Source organism: Nonomuraea helvata (genome assembly GCF_039535785.1).
Taxonomy (GTDB): domain Bacteria; phylum Actinomycetota; class Actinomycetes; order Streptosporangiales; family Streptosporangiaceae; genus Nonomuraea; species Nonomuraea helvata.
In genome coordinates, this window is record NZ_BAAAXV010000009.1 from 873,647 (window position 1) to 891,535 (window position 17,889).

Here is a 17,889-nt window from a genome sequence, read left to right on the forward strand (position 1 = left end):
CAACGGACCCCCAAATAGCGCTTCCACCAGTAGATCTACCCCGGCATGCCCCTCCTACTCTAAATTGGAGGGGTAATCAGCAGGCTAATGCGTCGGCTATTGGCAGCCCTAATGCTCAGTGTGTTTCACCGGTGATGAGTCGCCGCCAGAGTTCCTCCACATCTCGCGCTCGCGTCCACGTGGATTCGTGAATCTCGGGTTGGCCGTGCTTCCTGTCGATGCGGCGGATGAACATCAGGCCACCTGCGGCGCACATCTCGTACACCGTCGGCAGGCATTCGCAGGTGTGAGCGCGCACGCGCACCCGATCAGTCCGCGGCACGCACGGCGACCAGTCCACACGCTCACACCCGCTGCGCACCGGAGCGGGATGGATGCCGTGGTAGGCGCTCGGGTCAGCCATGGCAACTGGACCTCTATACGCGACGGAACTCTGACCCGAGCGTAGGTCAACCTGTCTTAACCTGTCTACACCATTCCTAGGAATTGCTGTTCTATGCCTGCATCACCCTGCCTACCTAGAGTCGTCTTGTGATCGAATGGGACCCCAGGCTCTACAAGTGGGAGCAGATAGCAGGCGTCGTCGCCGAGCGGATCAAGGACGGTACCTACCCGCCCTTGACACTCATCTCCGAGGTGAAACTCCAGGAGGAGTTCGACGTCGCCCGGGTCACGGTTCGCAAGGCAATGGAATCCCTCCGCGAGCAAGGGCTGATCACGACCAAGCCGGGAAAGGGGTCGATCGTCAGCCCGTCTGAGGCGACGGATCGCTAGTCACGCAAGCGATCATACGGCGAGTCCACATCGCGGGCCGCCTGTGATCGTCCCTATGCCCTATTGGCTGTCCTGTCGGCTGAGTTCGATCATCTCCTCAAGCCTCTCGGCCGGAATCTGGACTCCCAGCGGGCTGACGAACTGGTGCATCGGCAGCGACTCGATCATGCGCAGCATGTCCGCGTTTTCGGCCGCCTGCGCCTGCTGCTCCGGGGTCATCGTCGCCGTGATGTGTCCCATGAGCACCGGCCCGACAGCCGGGTGCGCGAACCAGTCGCCGACGCTGGAGCCCAGGCTCAGCTCCTTGAGGATCACCTCCCCGGCGAGCTCGACGATCTCCTCGGCGACGATCCGCGAGGCGTTCTCGCCGACCTGGATCGCGTACGAGCCGGGCGCGACCAGCCACCGGCCTTCGACGACGTCCCAGTAGGCGAAGGCACGGTCGTCGAGGTCGAAGGTGACTCCATGGCCCTGGCCGGCGGTCGCAACCTCATGGGCATCCTCGAAGGTGACACAGTCCCTCACCTGCTCATTCCCCAGCTCATCGAGTTGTGAACAGGGCCGATTTCCCTTCGACAAGCTCATCACCACCTACCCACTCAGCCAGATCAACCAGGCCGAAGCGGCGCAGGCACGGGCCGTGCGATCAAGCCCGATCCGAGCATCCGCTCGAAGGAAAACTGGCGCAGACCTGCCTGGGACTCGACACTGAGGGCGGCCATCGCCTCTTCGGTCTCGGCGCGTCGACCGACGAGACTGCGGGTCTCCACGGCCGTCTGCCGGTCTGTGCTGGCGAGCTCATGCTGGTCTTCCTCTGCCCGACGGGATGGGGTGAGGCCGATCTACACGCGGGGGTTGTCAGGATCGGCCGAGGCCTGTGGCCTGTAGGAGTCGTGCGCCCGATTCCTGGAGTTCGTCCTTGACGGTGTCGAGCGCGGCGAAGGTGAGGGAGTGGTCGCGTTTGCGCCACTGGCCGGCGATCATGACGGCTTCGATGTTGGCGAGATCGGCGTGCAACGCCGCGGCGACCGGGTCGTGGGCGGGCCACAGGTTGAGGGCGCGGGCGTCGATGACCACGAGGTCGGCCTGCATGCCGGGTTCGATCCGGCCGACCGTGCCGGCCAGGCCGAGGGCCCGAGCTCCCTCGACGGTCGCCCACGACAGCGCCTGTCTGGCGGTGATCGAGGGCTCGGTGGAGACGAAGCCCGTCGTCTTGACCGAATGGGCGTGGTCGAGGGAGCGCTGGTGGGCGAGGGCGATGCGGGCGGCGGTGAGGATCGAACCGGGCACCACGCTGTCGACGTCGGTGCCGAGCGAGGGCGCCGTGCCCAGGCGCAGGAGCGGTCCGATGGTGGGTGTGCCGTGGCCCTGGCCGAGTTCGTTCTCCGGCGTGCTGGTGAAGGTGACGCCGGCCTCGCCGAGGATCTTGAGCCAGGTATCGGTTAGGCCCATGCCGTGCACGATGTTGATGTTCGGGCCGAACAGCCCGGCCGCGTGGACGACGTCCCATCCCGCGGCGGGGGCTCCGCCGCTCTGGTGCATCGAGGCGACGATCCCGCGGTCGGCGGCGGCGCGGAGGTCGGCTTCGGCGACCGCGGGATCGGAGTACTGCGGCCCCTGAACGGCCATGCCGATGGTCAGAAGCGGGTGAGCGCGCGCCGCCCCGCTCAGCAGCCGGTCGACGTCTGCGATGGGGTGGGGGTCACCCGGCGGCCGGTAGGGGGTGCCGTGCAGGAAGACCGCCCGGATGCCGGACTGCACGAGCCCGTCGGTCGAGCCGTCGGCGTGCCCGGCCGACAGGCTGTTATGGCACCAGTCGCCGAGCGTGGTCGTGCCCCAGTTGATCTGGTTGAGAGCGCCCGCGAGCGCGGCGATGTGCATGTCCGCGGGCGTGACGTGCGCGCCCGTGCCGCCATGCATGCGCGACAGGTACTCCATCAAGGTCCAGTCGGCGCCTACTGCGCGCAGAGCGGTCTGCCAAGTGTGGAGATGGGCGTTGACCAGGCCGGGAATGATGATGCGCCCGGTCAGATCGACGATCTCGGTCGCCGGGCCTTCGACTCCCTCGCCGAGAGCGGCGATCCGATCGTCCTCGACGAGGACATCGAGGTTCTCGGCGTCGGGACGGCCCTCCGCCATCGTGATCACGCGGGCCCCGCGCAGCAGTGTCCGGCTCATGCTTCACCCACCAATCGATTAACGGATACAGTGTTGCCAATATTTGAACGGCCTGTCAAACGCGCGACTGAGCCTGATCACTCCGGCGGCGCTGCTCCCGGCCTGTTTGCCTCAGCCGGGCCGTCCAGGTAGCCGATCTCTTCCAGGTAGCCCATGCATTTTGGCCATCAGCCACTGTCCGGTCTGGCGGTGGTGCAGGCTGTGGATCGGGCGACGACCTGCCGTTTGAGCTCTTCGTGGGCGTACTTGATGTGGCGCGTCTCCTCGTCACATGGATCCGTGAGACCTGCCGGGGCGAGCGGTTGAAGGTCCTCGTCCGCCATGACGAGCCGCTGCATGGCGTCGGTGTACTCCTCGATGGCCAGGGCGCCGACGAACAGCACCATCGGGTCGTCGAAGACCGCCAGGAGCTTGGGCGTGAAACGCTGCCAGCGGGGCACCCGCGCGGTGGAGGCCAAGGTCTTCCCCGAGGTGCTCGGACGCGAGCTGAACCGGATTGACCATAAGCGCACCGAGCACGGCTGGCGCATCGTGTTTCAGGCGATCGAGCGTGGTGAACTCCAGGACGTGATCTCCCGGCCTTGATCCTGGACGCCATGGTGGGCAGCGTCATCCACCACCACCCACGGCCGGCCAAGACGTTCAGCGTCAAGCTCCATCACTACTTGCGGATACTGTGACTCCGGAATGTGGGGAGGATAGATGAGCTCGACCTCGTCGGAGACACCGGGTAGCCCTGCCTGGTGGGCAAGCCACCCTCAGGTACCGATGACGCAGCGGCGGGGCCGCCCTCCGGTAGATGTGGGTCACATCGTCACGGTCGCGCTAGGACTCGTCGACGAGGTCGGTGTTCAGACCTTCTCTCTGCGAATGCTCGCCGAGGCCCTGGGATCGGGAACGGCGACGCTTTATCGCCATTTCGCGAGCAAAGACGAGCTCATGGTCCATGTCGTCGACCGGGTCCTTGGTGAGGTGGAGGTCTCCGACCTCGAAGGCATCGCCACCTGGCAGGAGGTGATCACCTCCGTGGCGGAAGCCCTGTATGACACTTTGCGTCGCCACCCTCATGTCCTGCCCCTGCTGGTCGCTCAGGTGCCGGTCGGCCCCAACGGGCTGGCCCACCGCGAGCGCGTGCTGCGGCTCCTGCTCGGTCACGGGTTCCCCATCGGGCTGGCCGCCCGCGCGTTCACCGCCGTCGGTCACTACGTGATCGGCTTCGCCATCCAGCAGTTCGGTACGGCCTCGGCCAGCCCCGACGAAGCCCCGCAGCTCCTGGCGTTCTACCGTGACCTCGACCCTGCCGTCTATCGGGCGACCGTCTCGGCCGCCGAAGAACTCACCACTGTTCCGCTCGATGAGGAATTCCACTTCGGCCTGACCCTCATCATCAGCGGCCTCGAACGCCTTCACGACGCTTCAGACGCGTGAGCAGCAAGTCGACCTCGGCGCATTCGGTGGGGCTGAGTGACCTCCCCGGCCTTCGCTGGGCGTCGGTGCTCAACAACCCTCGACGCATCATGATGTACTTTCGGACTGCGAGGCCGGAGCCGGGCTGCTGCTCGTAGCGGATGAGCGGCAGGTGAGCGTCGAACAGGTCGTGCGCCTGGTCATCGTGACCTTCGGCAGTCAAGCGCACCATGTCGACCAGTAACTCCGGGAAGCAATAGCCAGTCATCGCCCCATCTGCGCCGCGCTTCATCTCGAAGTCGAGGAACAACCCGCCATTGCCGCACAGGATCGACAGGCGCGGCATCTCGCCCGCTGCCTCTGCAGCACGGAGGGCGCTGATCTTCTCCAAGCCCGGCCAGTCCTCGTGCTTGAGCATCACCACCGACGGCACGTCTCCGGCGATGCGCGTGAGCACCGGCACGGACATGACCACGGAGAAGGTGAGCGGGTAGTCCTGGACGACGATCGGCACGTCGGCTCCCAGCGTCTTGGCCACCTCGGTGTAGTAGCCCACGATCTGGTCGTCGGTGCGCAGCGTGTTGGGCGGGCCGACCATCACCCCCGCCGCCCCCAGCGCCATCACCTCGCTGGTCAACGCCTTCATCGAGCCGAACCCCGGGGCCGAGACGCCCACGACTACCGGCAGGGTGGTTCTGGACACTACTGTCGCGACGATCTCCACGGCCTCGGCCTGGGTCAGTTTCGGCGCCTCTCCCATCTGCCCGAGCAGGGTCAGGCCGTCGACCCCGGCATCCTCGTAGAAATCGACGAGGCGTCGCATGGAGTCCAGATCGAGGGCGCCGTCGGGAAAGAAGGGAGTCGGGGCGATCGCGTACACGCCGCGGGTGGTCCTGATGATCAACGGCATGGCGGTTTCCTAGATGCTGGGGATGAGTCCGCCGTCGACGCGGACCAGGGATCCGGTGACGTAGGAGGCCGGTGCACTGGCCAGGAAAGCGACGACGGCCGCGTACTCGTCGGGATCCCCGTACCGGCCCAGGGGAATCGAGGCGATGCTGGCGTCGGCCACCTCGGCCACGGATCGGCCCTCGCGAGACGCCTTGCTCTCGTCGAGCGCATGAACGCGGGCCGTGCCGATCCGCCCAGGGACGACGACGTTGCAGGTGACCCCTGACCCGCCCACCTCCCGAGCCAGGGTTTTCGACCAGCCCAGGAGCGCCGCACGCAAGGAGTTGGACAGGCCCAGGTTGGCGATCGGGGCCACAACCCCGGAGCTAGCGCTGGTCACGACCCGTCCCCAGCCGCGCTCGCACATGCCCGGAACGACCCTGTCGGCGATGGCGATCACGGACAGGACCATCGAGCGGAAGTGGCCTGCCCAGGCCTCACGACTCACCCCCAGCACCGACGTGGGCGGTGGACCACCGGTGTTGTTGACCAGCATGTCGACCGGGCCGAGTTCATTCTCGATGCGGGCAACGTTGGTCTCCACCGCCTCCAGATCACCGAGGTCCCATGCCAGTGCCAGTGCTCGGCCCCCGGCGTCACGGATCTCACCGGCAGTTGCCTCGGCCGCGTCACCGCGGAGGTCGGCCACGGCGAGCACAGCTCCCTCGACCGCGAGCTTCCGCGCGACAGCACCGCCGAGACCTCCGCCCGCGCCGTGCACCAGCGCGACCCGTCCAGCGATCCCCAAGTCCACCCGAACTCCCTTCATGACGATCGGTATCACTGAAGCGCTAGGGGCCGCTCGCCCGCAAAGACCAATATCCCGCCGCCCGCCATAGGAGTCGGCTATGGGATCGAGCCGACAAACGTCTTGGACGCCTCAACAGCGTGAACCCCACACTGGAGCCGTGATGAGAGCAGCTGTTCTCGGTGAGCCCGGTCAGGTCCGCATAAGAGAGCTTCCGGTACCCGAGCCCGGGCCGGAGGACGTGCTGGTGCAGGTGCGCCGTGCGTCTCTGTGCGGCACCGACCTCAAGATCCGCAGCAGGGCCTTCTTCAAGGACGGCGGCCCGCCGGTTGACACCTTCGTGCCGGGCCATGAGTACGCCGGTGTCGTGGTGGCCGTCGGCTCGACGGTGGACGAGCTCCGGATCGGCGACCGGGTCGTATCCGAGGCCCACCGCGGATGCATGCGGTGCGCCAACTGTCTGCGCGGCGCCTACACGGACTGCCTCAACTACGGCGTGCGGGCCAGGGGGCACCGCACCCAGGGCATGACGGTCAACGGCGGGTTCGCCGAGTACGCCCTGAACCACGTCTCCGCACTCCACCGCCTTCCGGCGGGCGTCAGCTTCGACGCCGGTGTCGTCCTGACGACCGTGGGCACCGTGATGCACGCCTTCGACGTCCTCGCCGACCTGCTGGCCGGCGCTCGGGTCGCCGTGCTCGGCCCCGGTCCGATCGGCCTGCTCGCCGTACAGGTCGCCAAGCAACTGGGGGCTGAGCTTGTGGCGCTGGCCGGGACGCGCGAGTCCAGACTCAAACTCGGCAAGCGGTTCGGGGCCGATCTCGTCCTGAACGTCACTGATGGCGACACCGTCTCGCAGATCAGGGCCGCAACAGGCGGACACGGAGTGGATGTCGTCCTTGAGTGCTCGGGGGCCGGGCCGGCGGTCGACGACGCCCTGCGGATGGTCAAGCGTGGTGGTCGCGTCGTGCTGGTCGGATTCTTCGACCAGCCGGTCACCGCTGACCTGAATCATGCCGTCATCAACGGCATCACGCTCCACACCGTACGCGGGGAGGGCTCCGGGTCGGTGGCCCGGGCCCTGTCGCTGGCGGGCCAGGGCCGGATCGACACCGACAGCCTGGTGACACATCACTTCCCCCTCGATGCGGTGGCGGAGGCGTTCGACACCTACGCCGAGCGGCGTGGCGACGCCCTCAAGGTGATGCTGGACATCTCCCAGTGAGCGGGCACCATGACCTGGTCCGTCGGATGGTCCACTTGGCCACCGACCTGCTCGACTCACTCGATCCGGAAACGCGAGCGCGCGCCTGCTGGACTCCGTTCGGCGACCAGGACGTCGAGGCAGAACGGGTGCGGTGGTTCTACACCCCTACCGACCACGGCGGGGTCGCGCTCGGCGAACTGTCACCGGTGCAGCAGAGCCTGGCCATGCAGCTCCTGGCCACGGGGCTGACCCGGCAGGCGTACGTCACCGCCTGCACCGTAATCGGCTTGGAGAACGTCCTCGACGAGGCGGAGGGGTGGACCGTCGATTGGGGCCGGGTCCGCGGGCGCGATCCGGGGCTGTACTGGGTCCGCGTCTTCGGGCATCCCGGCGACGCCACCTGGGGCTGGCGTTTCGGCGGCCACCACCTGTCGGTCAACCTACTGATGCGCGACGAACGTATAGCCGCGGCCACGCCGTCATTCATCGGCGCCGATCCGGCGTCATCGCCGCTTCTGGTGGGTGAGCTGCGCCCGCTCGGCGGGACAGAAGACCTCGCCCGGACCTTGATGACATCGCTCGGAGAGCAGGAGCGTGCCCAAGCCCTGCTGCATCCGCGGGCGATCTCCGACATCGTCTCGGGCAACCGCGCGCGCCTCAGCCGTGGCGACCAGATGATGCACATGCAGGACCTGTTCCGCGGTCCTCTGCCGACTCCGCGCCTGGCCGATCTCGTCGACCGTATCGACGAGGCCGCCGAGGCCGGATCCGGCTACTCCCCGGCAGACCATGAGCGGATGGCGCTCGGTCTGGGTTCGCCTGGCATCGCCGCCGCCGATATGACGGCCGATCAGCGCGGCCTGCTCCACGACCTGATCGCCGCCTACACCGACCGTTCCCCCGAGCCGCTCGCTGCTGCCCTCCGCCGTCGATACGCAGATGACGCACGGCTGGACGCGATCCACTTCGGCTGGGCCGGCGAGCTCACCCCAGGCCAGCCGCACTACTACCGCCTCACCGGCCCGCGGCTCCTCGTCGAGTACGACAACACGCAACGGGGCGCCAACCACGCGCACTCGGTGTGGCGCGATCCAGCCGGGGATTTCGGCCTCTCAGCGGATCAGGGCATCGGCTGGGAGCTCCGCGGGGTTGACCAGCGGTAGCTCCACCGAAGTGAGCAGGTCGACGAACCGCTGAGTCAGTTGCGCCATCGAGCCCCGGCTGTAGGCGACGATCTCGCGGTAGAGCGGCGGCTCCGCCTGCCGTACATGCTGACTCCATCCGTGCGGTACGGCGTTCGCCGGGATCACGGTGAAGCCGACGCCTTCGACGGCGAGTCGCAGCGCGGCGGCCACCTGGCCTACCCGGGCCACCACCCGCGGGCTGAAGTCGAGACAGCGTGCCGCCCAGTCGAGGACCTCCGTCATCCCCTGTTCTGGCTCGTAGTGCACCCACTTCGCAGCACCGAGTTCCGCCACCGTGGCACGCTCGCTGTCGTAGGGGCCGCGGCCGGCCACGACCAGGCTCTCGAAGCCGAGGGACACCATCTCGCCGTCCCAGTCGCTAGGGCGCGGTCCAATCGCCAGGTCGCCACGCCCTTCGCGCATCGCCGACTCCAGGTCCTTGCGATGGGAGAAGTCGTGTAGCCGAAGCATCGTGCCGGGGTGCTGCTCGTGCCAGCGCACCATGCTCACGGGCAGGACCCCGGAGGCGACCGACCGGATGGTCAGCACGTGCAGCTCTCCCTCTTCACCGCTCACCAGGTCCGCCACCGACTTGCGGGCGGCCTCGACCGCTCCGATCACCGCCTGGGCCCTGGGCAGGAACACGCGACCGGCGGCGGTGAGCCCGACTCCCTGGCGCCCGCGCTCAAGGAGTTCGGCGCCAAGCTCGCGCTCCAATGCCCTGATCTGCTGCGACAACGACGGCTGAGCGACGAGGAGGTGGTTGGCTGCCGCGCTGAACGAGCCGTGCTCACAGATGGCGATGAAATATTCGAGCTGGCGAAGGCGCATGCAGGCCACATTAGGCCATAGGCAGTGCCTATAACTCCTAGTCGTAGCCGATATTGGACGGTTTTCGGCGGTCCCGCCCACCATAGGGAAAGCCGCACGGCGATATTTCGGATACACTGTAGCCGAAAAGTGAGGTGAGCAGCATGACTGAGCACATCGAGGTCCTAGTGGTCGGCGCCGGGCCCGCCGGCCTGGCGCTGGCCTGCGACCTGCAGCGTCGCGGGATCCGCTTCCGCATCGTCAACGCGGCCGAGCACGGCTTCGAGGGCTCCCGCGCCAAGGGCGTGCAGCCCAGGACGCTGGAGGTCTTCGACGATCTCGGAGTCCTGCCCGAGCTTCAGTCGCGCGGCACGCTCTACCCGCTGCTCGGCCTCCACGTCGGCCCGCTCACCCTGCCCTGGGTGATGTACCGGCGCCACAAGGCGACCGAGGACGTGCCCTACCCCAACACCATGCTGGTGCCGCAGTACGAGACCGACGCGTGTATCCGGCGACGACTGGAGGAGCTCGGCGGCGCTGTGGAGTACGGCACCCGCCTGCTCTCCTACGAAGAGACCGCCGACGGCATCGTCGCGACCGTCGAAGGATCGGGCGGCACCGAACAGATCCACACCCGCTTCCTGGTGGGCGCCGATGGCGGCGCCAGCACCGTGCGTCTCACCGCGGGGATCGACTTCGTCGGGACGACCGACGAAACGGACCGGATGATCGTCGCCGACGTGACGCTCAGCGGCCTGTCGCGCAGGCGCTGGCACGTCTGGCCACGCAACAAGGGCCGATTCATGGCGCTGTGCCCACTGCCCGGCAGCGAGAAGTTCCAGCTCATGCTCAAACTCCGTCCGGAGGAAAAGGTCGACCTGAGCCAGGACGCGGTGAATCGCCTCGTCCAGGAGTTCGTGGGCCTGGCCAAGCTGCGCGTGCGGGAGATCCACTGGGCCTCGGTCTGGCGGCCGAACATCCGGCTGGCCGAGCGCTACCGTGCCGGGAACGTCTTCCTCGTCGGGGACGCCGCCCACGTTCACCCGCCCACCGGTGCGCAGGGGCTGAACACCGGCGTCCAGGACGCCTACAACCTCGGCTGGAAACTGGCCCAGGTGCTGGCCGGAGCGCCGGACGTCCTGCTCGACAGCTACGAGGCAGAGCGGCAGCCCGTCGCCGCCCGGGTGCTCGGCCTGTCCAGCGAGCTCTACGCGAGCATGAGCGATCGGCCCCTGACCGCCGTCAAGCGCGGTGACGAGGAACGACAGCTCACGCTCACCTACCGCGGCGGCCCTCTGGCTCCATCCGGTGGCGAGCAACTCGTCGGCGCCGGCGACCGCGCGCCGGATGCCAGCTACACCGACGCCCAGGGGCGCTCCGGGCGGCTCTTCGACCTGTTCCGGGGTCCGCACTTCACGCTGATCGCGATCGGTGCCGCCGCGATCGACGCCCTGGACCACATCAGCTGGCCCGATCGCGGTGCGCCGCTGACGACCGTGGCGATCCCATCGGGCGCGGTTCCCTACGGCATTCAGGCACCGGCCCACATCCTGGTGCGGCCCGACGGCTACATCGCCTACGTCACCCGCGACGACTGGAACGCCGCATTGGACCAACATGCCCAGCTCATGCTGCCGAAACTCGACGACAAGGATTCCAGGTGATCGTGACACGTGAGTACACCGGGAGCCGGGCAGAAACCGACGAGATCACTTCGAAGCTCTCGATCGAGTCGCAGGCAGCGCTGCGCCAGTTCTCGCTCGAACGCACCATCGGATACGGCGTCAACTACGCCGATGCCATCGAGCTGCGCGCCCGCGTGCTCGACGGCCAGGACTGGCGATCGGCGGCCACCGAGCTCGCCGACGTCTGCCTGGAGCAGGTCCAAGACGCTTCCCGTGTCACGCGGATCGGCTACCTTCGTCGGGCGTCAGCCCTGCTGCGCATGAGCCAGATGATGATGCTGTCCGACACCTCCGAACGCAGGGCCATCTACGCCAACGCAGCGGAACTGTACGCACAAGCCGCCGAGCTGGCCGGGGATCGCAAGCGCATCTCCATCAAGACCGATCACGGCATGCTCGCGGGCTGGCTCATCCCCGCCGGCGAGGCCGCCGGCGCCTCGGCCATCGTCATCGGTGGAATCGAGGGCTGGGCCATGGACTTCGACAGCCTCGGCGAAGCACTCGCGGCGCGCGGCGTCGACGCGCTGATGCTCGACGCTCCGGGACAGGGCGAGACGAGATTCCAGCACGAGCACTATATGTCCCCGCAGTGGCGTCAGCCGTACGGCAGCGCCATCGACTTCCTCGAGGAGCGCGCCCCGGGTCGCCCGATCGGCATCATCGGCAACAGCATGGGCGGCAGCTTCGCCATGGCCGTTGCGGTGGACGACCCACGGATCGGCGCGTGCTGCGGCAACGGCGGCATCCTCGCCCCATGGATGGTCCCGCCGACCATCGGCACCTTTTTCTCCAAGATGGTGGCCTTCTGCGGCACAGAGGATGCTGACAAGGCGTTGGACGCCTGGAAGACCGTGACTCCCGCCGCCGACGGTCCCAACGCCGGCTACCCACTGCTGATCGTGCAGGGCGGCCAGGACCCCCTGGTGTCGGTGGACCTGGGCGAAGTGCTGCTGAATCAAGCACCGACCGACGACAAGCAGATGGTCGTCTTCTCCGACGGTCAACACTGCGTCTACAACCACCAGCACGACCGCGACGTGCTGATGGCCGACTGGCTGAGAGCCCGCCTGAGCTGAATGAGGTCACCCTATGCAGATCATCGATGCCCAGATCCACCTGTGGGAAGGTGACAACGCACCGCCGCATCACTGGCGCGCGCCGTACACCATCGAGAACGCCCTGCGCGACATGGACGAAGCCGGAATCGACCGGGCCGTCAACTGCCCGGCGATCTGGGACCCCGGCGCTAACGACTACGCCGTCGAAGCGGCGCGGCAGCACCCGGATCGATTCGCGACCCTAGGCTGGTTTCCCCTCGACGAAACGGCGGACGAGTCGCTCGTCGATCACTGGCTCGACAAACCGGGGATGCTGGGGCTGCGGTTCGTCCTGATGGCGACAGACCCCGGCGAGCTCGACTGGTTGTGGGAGGCAGCCAACCAGCGTGAGCTCCCGGTGGGACTGATGGTGTGGCCCCAGCATCTGCCCCTCATCGGCGACATCGCCGCGCGTTATCCGCAGATGCGGCTGCTGATGGACCACCTGGCGGCCAGCCCTTTCGAGAAGCTGCCGGAAGCCGCCGCGCACCTGGACGCCCTGCTCGCCCTGGCGGACCAGCCCAACATCGCCGTCAAAGCCACGGCCGTCCCCAGCATGGCCACCGACGAGTATCCGTACGCGAGCACCCATGATCTGCTGCGCCGGGTGTTCGACGCCTTCGGCGCCGAGCGGATGTTCTGGGGCACCGACATCACCCGTATGCGCTGCACGTGGCGCGAATGCGTGACGATGTTCACCGAAGAACTGCCCTGGCTGAAGGGCAAGGACCTCGAGCTGTTCATGGGCCGTGGCCTGGCCAACTGGATCGGCTGGCGCTGAAATGCCGCTTCCGGTATAGGCGCCTCCTATGCCGGACCGAGCTAGCCGGTCTTGGCGCGCGCAACCCTTCCTGCGGTCCACTTGCAGCTGTGTGACAGGTCACACCCCCGCCCCTGGAGTGCCCATGCTCACGTCTGACCCGTCGAATCCGCAGCAACCGCCTACCACCACGATCGATCCGGCCTCTGACTTCCCGGTCGTCATGTCGAGCCGCCTGAGCGCCACGGGCCGGATACAGACGCCGTAGAGCTTGGCGATCTCCTCGGCCACGTCGCGGGCGAGCGGTTGAGCCATGCGGACAGCGCGTGGAGTCTTGCGGTCGGTCAATGGACCTCCTCTCCGATCTCGGGGAACGTGAGCGCGGTCTGTCCGCACTCGGAGCACTCGACCAGGCCACGCAGCGGGTCGAGCCGCAGGACGTTGAGCACGCCGCAGACGGAGCAGCGCAGGCCATCGAGAAAGTGAGCCAGCGTCATCGGACCTCACCGACCATCGCACGAATGTCCTCGTCGGAGACGTACGCCGCCCGCACACGAATCGGGTCAGGGCTGGTCTCCAGCCGGACGTATCCGACGCCCGCGCCCCGCTCCGGACGAGGAGAGATCAGATCAGCCAGCGCACCGCGATCCCGCGCCCCGTCACCGAGCACCATGTCCACTTGCTCCGACTCGTCCAGGCGCAGAGCGATCTTGTCCGGGAAGAGATTGCGGATGTTCATGACCTCCTTCCGAGGGTCCTGGAGAGCCGCCAGCACCCCGACGCCGACCGCCCGCCCCTGAGTGGTCAGGGTGGCCAGGGCGGCGGAGATACGTTGCCTGAGCTGCTTGTCGGACTGGTAGGCGGTCAGGAAGGCCACCTCGTCGACCACGACCAGAATGAAGGGGTCGTCGAGGGTGGGTGCGTGCGAGCGCTGAACTCCAGCGAAGCGAGCGGCGCGCTTGTGCATGACACTCACCGCCTCGTCGAGCAGGTCAGCGCAGTCAGCGGGATCAGCCGCGTACCGGCCGCCGAAGAGCGCCTTGCCGTACGACAGCTCCATCAGCTTGGGGTCGAGCGCCCAGATCTCCACCAGGCCCGCCCACATGGCTGGTAGGAGCCCGCGGACCGCTGACCAGATGATCGAGCCCTTGCCTGCCCCGGTGGCACCGGCGACCAGGACGTGAGTTCCGTGCAGCCGCAACAGCCAGGGGGACCCGTCCTCCAGCTTGCCGATCTCAATCGGCCCCACCGTCGGTATATCCGGGATGGGAAGCGCCGGTATGGGCGTGGCCAGCGGATCACGGCGAGGGAAGGTCAGTACGAGCCGACCGGCCTTGGCCACCGAGACTCGACAGGTCTCCGACCCGAAGCCATGGGACAGGTTCTCGATCCTGTCGGTCCAGTTCTTGACCGCCTGACCGTCGAGCATCCGGACGGTGACCCGGTCGGCCCACGAGTCGGAGGTGACCTTGACCAGCCGCGGAACGTACTCCCGCCCGCGTATGTGCCGAGCCAGGCCGGACACGGTCATGACCGGTTGCCAGTGTCGCCGATAGATCCAGAACCAGCGCACGAACGCCGTCACCCGCCAGCCGACCCATCGAGTGAACGTCGGCCTGTCGAGGACCGCCCATGCGCCCAGACCAGCGAGAGCAGGAGCGACGAGCAGGAGCGCGACGCGCCAGCCGTACACGAAGCAGAGCGCGCCCGGAACGGCGATCACGGCCAGAGCCACGGGATGCCGCCAGATGAGGCGGACAAGGCCGGCGACGAATCGAGCGGCGAAGATGACCAGGGCGATGATGGCCGGGGTTCGCACCACGGCCGGTTTGAAGACCACCGCCGTGTCGGGGGTGGTGGAGACGATGCGGTGCGGCTCGTCGCCGGGCATCCTCTTGAACATTAGGGTGAAGTCCTTCCATGCATGTCGCGTGTGTGAGGAAGACCGAGGGGCCGCCGGAAGTTGCCGCTTCCTGCGGCCCCGCTGAACATCAGGCCGCCTCGCCAGCGGTGGCCTTGGTGTACGGGCTGAGAGTCATCGACCCGCCACCCCCGAGCCGTTCGGGAGCCCGTGGAACATGCGCTCCACCGCACCCGCGAACATGGCGGCCTCACGCGCCAGGCTCCGAGCGAATTCGACGTCGTCGAGGGTGACGTGATCGTTCGCAGATGTGGTGACGAGGATCTGAGTGCCGCCGAAGACCAGCCCCAGGACCGGCGACCTCTGCGGATACGGGTGGTTACGCACATCTGCGCCCTGACCGACCTTGAGATTGATCGTGCTGGCCGGGTAACCCTTGCGCCGCCTCATCACGCCGCGTCCTTAGCGGTCGCCTTGCCAGCGGGACGAGGAGCGCGCATCTCGCGAACCTTGATCGAGTACGCCAGCCTTCCTGCTTGGTTGACGTACGGCGTGACGGTCATGTGGTCGAACTCGACCGGCGTGAACGGCAGTCCAGCCATGGGCGCCGGAGGAACCGGCTGCACCGGGTTGAGGATCTTCACGGACACGGTCTTCTGAGCGGCCTTGAGCGACGGATCGGCGTCCATGACGCTGACCTGCCAGACGAGCTCTCCGCTCTGCTTGTCGCGGGACTGAACGAAGCGCCCGTTGGTCGAGGCGTCGAAGTCCTTGACCGGCTCGACCTCGCCGACGATGTAGCAGCCGTGCGGGAAGACCATGTCGAACGTGACGGGGATGGGACCTTGCAGTGCCATGAGGCTTGCTCCTAGATAGTCGTCTTGTCGCTAACTCGTCTTGTCGAGTTGTCATGAAGGTACCCCAGTTTCGAGCACTCGACAACACGAGTTAGCGAATCAATTTGAGAGCGTCAGCCGTTCGAGAAGGGCAAAGCAGGAGATTGTCGTACAAGGTGACTACGGTTCGGGGCGTGACGTATCCCGAGGTCATCCCGATTTCATATGAGCCCGACTATCACACCGACCACATCGGCCAGTGGCGCGACGGTCAGTTCCTTGGCGGGGTCGTAGCCGCCTTCCGGGAGGGCTACTCAATGACCGAGGATTGGTTGTCCCATAAGCGGTGGTACGCCATCCTCCACCGCTTCAGCCCTGATGGCAGCTACCTTGACTCGCGCATCGAGTGCACCGGAGCCGACGACAGGCACAGGGAGTCGGTGGATGCCGCGGTCCAGCGACTGAGCGAATGGCTCGCCGAACTCCCCGACGTCGAGTTCGGCGACATCGCCATCCGCCCATTTCGGCTGGAGTTCGACGGCGTAGTGTTCGGCCTCATCCTGGAAGATTACGAAGGCAACGAGCACGCAGAGCTCTATCCCGATAACATCGGCTTCTATCCACCCTGGGACGGCTCCTACGACACCTGAGCGCCCTACAGCGAGTACGAATCCTCAAGCTCGTGAAGATCGCCCGGCATCACCAGATCAACAACCATTACAGGCCGTCCGCCACCGTTGAACACGCTCGCCAGCACCCCGAGAACCGGAGCGGTCTTGCGTAGCTCAAGGAGCTTGGCCTCATCGGCTGAAGGATGCCGGGCACTCAACCGCTCGACGACATGCTGGAGCTTGAGGCCCTTCCTCGTCTGAAGATGCTGCCTGATGCCGGAAGTGAGCGGCGCCGCCTCGCCGAGCTGCGTGTCGTCGGCCTGATGGGCTGAACACCAGAGAGTGACCAGGTCAGTTGGCCGCTCAACATCGCGGAACAGGACGCGCCGGCGAACCACGGGGGATCCCTTGGGCACGTCGAGCAGCTTTGCCACAACCGCATCGGCAGCGAAAGGTCCCGCATCGACGACGGAGCCGTTCTCGTCGGCCTCCACCCGATCCAGGACGGCCCGTCCGGGCCGGGTGTTCTCTTCCGGCGATCCGGGCGGAGTCGCCTTTACGAAGGAGCCCTTGCCGTGCTCTCTCTCGATGACGCCACGAAGCTGAAGAACCTGAAGCGCCCGTACGACGGTCGGACGGCTTACTCGGAACTCACGGACGAGTTGCGTCTCCGAAGGCAACAACGAGCCAGGAGGATAGGTCCCGTCCGCGATTTTCTGCCTGATTGCTTGCACGATCTGGGCGTACTTCGGCGGGGCGAACTCTTCAGACGACATGACGACCATCCAACAACTCGACTTGTCGTAAAGACTAGTTCGAGTCGAGCTGTCTGTCTCCCCCTTGGGAAGAGGAAGCGTGGGGTGACTGGTGGGGGACTACCTGACTGCGCTACAGAAGCCCCCCACCGCCACAAGGCGCGACGGCATGAATACCCGGTTGATCACGCCACCACGCCCCGCCTATCGGGCCTGCCCGCCCAGGATTGCGCCCCAGACGCTGTGCGCCTCCCCCAACCGCCACCGATACGTCTCGCGGAGCTCTGTCGCTCCGTTGACGAGCCGCCTCCTACGGATATGGGCGAGACCGGCCGCATGACACAGCTCGTACACGGTGTCCTCGCACTCGCACGTCCAGGCGAAAACGCGGACTCGATCCTCACCCTTATAGGGCTCCCGCCAGACCAGACGCATGTGATCCGGCTGGACAGCAACGACATGAGGACTCAGGCAGCCAGTACGCACGATCATGACTGCGCTCCAACCGTGCCGGTCCCGTCGCAGCGCCAGCAAGCGCCCTTGTGCCGCTCACCGGAGTCAACGTCACCGGATGTCTGAGCCGCCACCATGGTCCGGCGAAGGCTCACGTACTTCCAGCCCCGTCCCGAGCAGGAGTCGCATTCCGCAGTCATGGATCGAGGATTGCCCCAGGACCTGTCACGTCTCGATCGCCCGCGAGTACCGTCTGTGATCTTCTCGTCTCACTTCGTCTCGTCTTTGTCTCGTCCGAGCTCGTCTCCGTCGCTAACCTGGGCTCATATGGCCCCCAGCCCGAGGCACGGATCATGACTGACCAGCAGATCCTGTTGAAGAAGCTGCTCACGCAACGCCACTGGCAGACATACAGCACGTTCTGTAAGGAGTACGACAAGGCTGCCAAGAAGGTTGACCCTTCGCTGCAGGGCGGATGGCCAAGCCGCGCACAACTCCACCGTTGGCTGACTGGCGAACTCTGTCGACGACGCGTGAATACTGACCCCCAGGCGACGGCCGAAATCTGACCC

Annotated in this window: 23 protein-coding genes; 10 read left to right on the forward strand and 13 right to left on the reverse strand. The window is 66.6% G+C overall.

Going from position 1 to position 17,889, the window contains the following annotated elements:
- Nucleotides 1-115: 115 nt before the first annotated feature.
- Nucleotides 116-403, reverse strand: coding sequence for a hypothetical protein (locus tag ABD830_RS36825; protein WP_344998023.1), 288 nt, complete (start codon nt 401-403; stop codon nt 116-118).
- 128 nt (nt 404-531) lie between these two features.
- Between ABD830_RS36825 and ABD830_RS36830 the strand changes: the two genes are divergently transcribed.
- Nucleotides 532-774, forward strand: coding sequence for a GntR family transcriptional regulator (locus ABD830_RS36830; protein ID WP_344998025.1), 243 nt, complete (start codon nt 532-534; stop codon nt 772-774).
- Nucleotides 775-834: 60 nt separating this feature from the next.
- Here ABD830_RS36830 and ABD830_RS36835 read toward each other — a convergent pair whose 3' ends face one another.
- The 3 genes from ABD830_RS36835 to ABD830_RS36845 form a co-directional block, all read right to left on the reverse strand.
- Nucleotides 835-1,359 carry a fibronectin type III-like domain-contianing protein gene (locus ABD830_RS36835; protein WP_345002206.1) on the reverse strand — a complete coding sequence of 175 codons (525 nt, stop codon included), beginning with the start codon at nt 1,357-1,359 and terminating at the stop codon, nt 835-837.
- Nucleotides 1,360-1,632: 273 nt separating this feature from the next.
- Nucleotides 1,633-2,952, reverse strand: coding sequence for an amidohydrolase family protein (locus ABD830_RS36840; protein ID WP_344998027.1), 1,320 nt, complete (start codon nt 2,950-2,952; stop codon nt 1,633-1,635).
- A 167-nt stretch (nt 2,953-3,119) separates the two neighbouring features.
- Complete coding sequence (locus ABD830_RS36845) at nt 3,120-3,410, reverse strand: diiron oxygenase (protein WP_344998029.1); 291 nt, start codon at nt 3,408-3,410, stop codon at nt 3,120-3,122.
- Between ABD830_RS36845 and ABD830_RS36850 the strand changes: the two genes are divergently transcribed.
- Complete coding sequence (locus ABD830_RS36850; protein WP_344998031.1) at nt 3,400-3,537, forward strand: hypothetical protein; 138 nt, start codon at nt 3,400-3,402, stop codon at nt 3,535-3,537. The two genes, ABD830_RS36845 and ABD830_RS36850, sit on opposite strands and share 11 nt — an antisense overlap.
- 183 nt (nt 3,538-3,720) lie before the next feature.
- Entirely contained in the window at nt 3,721-4,380 is a 660-nt protein-coding gene (locus tag ABD830_RS36855) for a TetR/AcrR family transcriptional regulator (RefSeq protein ID WP_344998033.1), read from the forward strand.
- Here ABD830_RS36855 and ABD830_RS36860 read toward each other — a convergent pair.
- Both ABD830_RS36860 and ABD830_RS36865 read right to left on the reverse strand, forming a co-directional pair.
- A complete protein-coding gene (locus ABD830_RS36860; protein WP_344998035.1) occupies nt 4,340-5,269 on the reverse strand; it encodes a dihydrodipicolinate synthase family protein in 930 nt (309 codons plus the stop codon). The two genes, ABD830_RS36855 and ABD830_RS36860, sit on opposite strands and share 41 nt — an antisense overlap.
- A 9-nt stretch (nt 5,270-5,278) precedes the next feature.
- Complete coding sequence (locus tag ABD830_RS36865) at nt 5,279-6,064, reverse strand: SDR family oxidoreductase (protein ID WP_344998037.1); 786 nt, start codon at nt 6,062-6,064, stop codon at nt 5,279-5,281.
- Between the two features lie 157 nt (nt 6,065-6,221).
- Between ABD830_RS36865 and ABD830_RS36870 the strand changes: the two genes are divergently transcribed.
- Together ABD830_RS36870 and ABD830_RS36875 are read left to right on the forward strand one after the other, a co-directional pair.
- On the forward strand, nt 6,222-7,283 hold the full coding sequence (locus ABD830_RS36870; protein ID WP_344998039.1) for a zinc-dependent alcohol dehydrogenase: 1,062 nt from the start codon (nt 6,222-6,224) through the stop codon (nt 7,281-7,283).
- A gap of 26 nt (nt 7,284-7,309) precedes the next feature.
- Nucleotides 7,310-8,428 carry a DUF3500 domain-containing protein gene (locus tag ABD830_RS36875; RefSeq protein WP_344998041.1) on the forward strand — a complete coding sequence of 373 codons (1,119 nt, stop codon included), beginning with the start codon at nt 7,310-7,312 and terminating at the stop codon, nt 8,426-8,428.
- Here the strand turns inward: ABD830_RS36875 and ABD830_RS36880 are convergent.
- Nucleotides 8,378-9,280 (reverse strand): LysR family transcriptional regulator, encoded by a 903-nt coding sequence (locus ABD830_RS36880; protein WP_344998043.1) that lies wholly within the window; start codon nt 9,278-9,280, stop codon nt 8,378-8,380. The two genes, ABD830_RS36875 and ABD830_RS36880, sit on opposite strands and share 51 nt — an antisense overlap.
- Before the next feature lie 143 nt (nt 9,281-9,423).
- On the opposite strand from ABD830_RS36880, the gene ABD830_RS36885 reads away from it, so the two are divergent.
- The 3 genes from ABD830_RS36885 to ABD830_RS36895 are packed head-to-tail and all read left to right on the forward strand — an operon-like array spanning nt 9,424 to nt 12,822.
- Nucleotides 9,424-10,923, forward strand: a complete 1,500-nt coding sequence (locus tag ABD830_RS36885) for an FAD-dependent monooxygenase (protein WP_344998045.1) — start codon at nt 9,424-9,426, stop codon at nt 10,921-10,923.
- Nucleotides 10,920-12,020: an alpha/beta hydrolase gene (locus ABD830_RS36890; RefSeq protein WP_344998047.1), complete on the forward strand. Its 1,101-nt coding sequence runs from the start codon at nt 10,920-10,922 to the stop codon at nt 12,018-12,020. Before ABD830_RS36885 ends, ABD830_RS36890 begins: the two co-directional genes overlap by 4 nt.
- Nucleotides 12,021-12,033: 13 nt before the next feature.
- The gene (locus tag ABD830_RS36895; RefSeq protein ID WP_344998049.1) at nt 12,034-12,822 is read left to right on the forward strand and encodes an amidohydrolase family protein; all 789 of its coding nucleotides are present in this window, start codon (nt 12,034-12,036) and stop codon (nt 12,820-12,822) included.
- A gap of 99 nt (nt 12,823-12,921) precedes the next feature.
- On the opposite strand, the gene ABD830_RS36900 is transcribed toward ABD830_RS36895, so the two are convergent.
- The 5 genes from ABD830_RS36900 to ABD830_RS36920 form a co-directional block, all read right to left on the reverse strand.
- Nucleotides 12,922-13,116 carry a hypothetical protein gene (locus ABD830_RS36900; RefSeq protein ID WP_344998051.1) on the reverse strand — a complete coding sequence of 65 codons (195 nt, stop codon included), beginning with the start codon at nt 13,114-13,116 and terminating at the stop codon, nt 12,922-12,924.
- A gap of 29 nt (nt 13,117-13,145) precedes the next feature.
- On the reverse strand, nt 13,146-13,298 hold the full coding sequence (locus ABD830_RS36905; protein ID WP_344998053.1) for a hypothetical protein: 153 nt from the start codon (nt 13,296-13,298) through the stop codon (nt 13,146-13,148).
- A complete protein-coding gene (locus tag ABD830_RS36910) occupies nt 13,295-14,704 on the reverse strand; it encodes an FtsK/SpoIIIE domain-containing protein (protein ID WP_344998055.1) in 1,410 nt (469 codons plus the stop codon). The genes ABD830_RS36905 and ABD830_RS36910 overlap by 4 nt, the downstream gene beginning before the upstream one ends.
- Before the next feature lie 132 nt (nt 14,705-14,836).
- Complete coding sequence (locus tag ABD830_RS36915) at nt 14,837-15,112, reverse strand: hypothetical protein (protein ID WP_344998057.1); 276 nt, start codon at nt 15,110-15,112, stop codon at nt 14,837-14,839.
- Complete coding sequence (locus tag ABD830_RS36920; protein ID WP_344998059.1) at nt 15,112-15,519, reverse strand: plasmid replication, integration and excision activator; 408 nt, start codon at nt 15,517-15,519, stop codon at nt 15,112-15,114. The genes ABD830_RS36915 and ABD830_RS36920 overlap by 1 nt, the downstream gene beginning before the upstream one ends.
- A 173-nt stretch (nt 15,520-15,692) precedes the next feature.
- Here ABD830_RS36920 and ABD830_RS36925 point away from each other — a divergent pair, with 173 nt between their 5' ends.
- Nucleotides 15,693-16,148 carry a hypothetical protein gene (locus tag ABD830_RS36925; RefSeq protein WP_344998061.1) on the forward strand — a complete coding sequence of 152 codons (456 nt, stop codon included), beginning with the start codon at nt 15,693-15,695 and terminating at the stop codon, nt 16,146-16,148.
- A gap of 5 nt (nt 16,149-16,153) precedes the next feature.
- On the opposite strand, the gene ABD830_RS36930 is transcribed toward ABD830_RS36925, so the two are convergent.
- A complete protein-coding gene (locus tag ABD830_RS36930; RefSeq protein WP_344998063.1) occupies nt 16,154-16,885 on the reverse strand; it encodes a GntR family transcriptional regulator in 732 nt (243 codons plus the stop codon).
- A gap of 785 nt (nt 16,886-17,670) precedes the next feature.
- On the opposite strand from ABD830_RS36930, the gene ABD830_RS36935 reads away from it, so the two are divergent.
- On the forward strand, nt 17,671-17,886 hold the full coding sequence (locus ABD830_RS36935) for a hypothetical protein (protein ID WP_344998065.1): 216 nt from the start codon (nt 17,671-17,673) through the stop codon (nt 17,884-17,886).
- Nucleotides 17,887-17,889 lie beyond the last annotated feature (3 nt).

What these genes read in the sequence shown, in the direction of transcription:
- ABD830_RS36900 (WP_344998051.1), bottom strand. Translation starts at nt 13,116, where the DNA reads ATGGCTCAACCGCTCGCCCGCGACGTGGCCGAGGAGATCGCCAAGCTC.
- ABD830_RS36840 (WP_344998027.1), bottom strand. Translation starts at nt 2,952, where the DNA reads ATGAGCCGGACACTGCTGCGCGGGGCCCGCGTGATCACGATGGCGGAG.
- ABD830_RS36920 (WP_344998059.1), bottom strand. Translation starts at nt 15,519, where the DNA reads ATGGCACTGCAAGGTCCCATCCCCGTCACGTTCGACATGGTCTTCCCG.
- ABD830_RS36860 (WP_344998035.1), bottom strand. Translation starts at nt 5,269, where the DNA reads ATGCCGTTGATCATCAGGACCACCCGCGGCGTGTACGCGATCGCCCCG.
- ABD830_RS36835 (WP_345002206.1), bottom strand. Translation starts at nt 1,359, where the DNA reads ATGAGCTTGTCGAAGGGAAATCGGCCCTGTTCACAACTCGATGAGCTG.
- ABD830_RS36930 (WP_344998063.1), bottom strand. Translation starts at nt 16,885, where the DNA reads ATGTCGTCTGAAGAGTTCGCCCCGCCGAAGTACGCCCAGATCGTGCAA.
- ABD830_RS36910 (WP_344998055.1), bottom strand. Translation starts at nt 14,704, where the DNA reads ATGTTCAAGAGGATGCCCGGCGACGAGCCGCACCGCATCGTCTCCACC.
- ABD830_RS36915 (WP_344998057.1), bottom strand. Translation starts at nt 15,112, where the DNA reads ATGAGGCGGCGCAAGGGTTACCCGGCCAGCACGATCAATCTCAAGGTC.
- ABD830_RS36825 (WP_344998023.1), bottom strand. Translation starts at nt 403, where the DNA reads ATGGCTGACCCGAGCGCCTACCACGGCATCCATCCCGCTCCGGTGCGC.
- ABD830_RS36905 (WP_344998053.1), bottom strand. Translation starts at nt 13,298, where the DNA reads ATGACGCTGGCTCACTTTCTCGATGGCCTGCGCTGCTCCGTCTGCGGC.
- ABD830_RS36870 (WP_344998039.1), top strand. Translation starts at nt 6,222, where the DNA reads ATGAGAGCAGCTGTTCTCGGTGAGCCCGGTCAGGTCCGCATAAGAGAG.
- ABD830_RS36885 (WP_344998045.1), top strand. Translation starts at nt 9,424, where the DNA reads ATGACTGAGCACATCGAGGTCCTAGTGGTCGGCGCCGGGCCCGCCGGC.
- ABD830_RS36875 (WP_344998041.1), top strand. Translation starts at nt 7,310, where the DNA reads ATGGTCCACTTGGCCACCGACCTGCTCGACTCACTCGATCCGGAAACG.
- ABD830_RS36880 (WP_344998043.1), bottom strand. Translation starts at nt 9,280, where the DNA reads ATGCGCCTTCGCCAGCTCGAATATTTCATCGCCATCTGTGAGCACGGC.
- ABD830_RS36935 (WP_344998065.1), top strand. Translation starts at nt 17,671, where the DNA reads ATGACTGACCAGCAGATCCTGTTGAAGAAGCTGCTCACGCAACGCCAC.
- ABD830_RS36855 (WP_344998033.1), top strand. Translation starts at nt 3,721, where the DNA reads ATGACGCAGCGGCGGGGCCGCCCTCCGGTAGATGTGGGTCACATCGTC.
- ABD830_RS36895 (WP_344998049.1), top strand. Translation starts at nt 12,034, where the DNA reads ATGCAGATCATCGATGCCCAGATCCACCTGTGGGAAGGTGACAACGCA.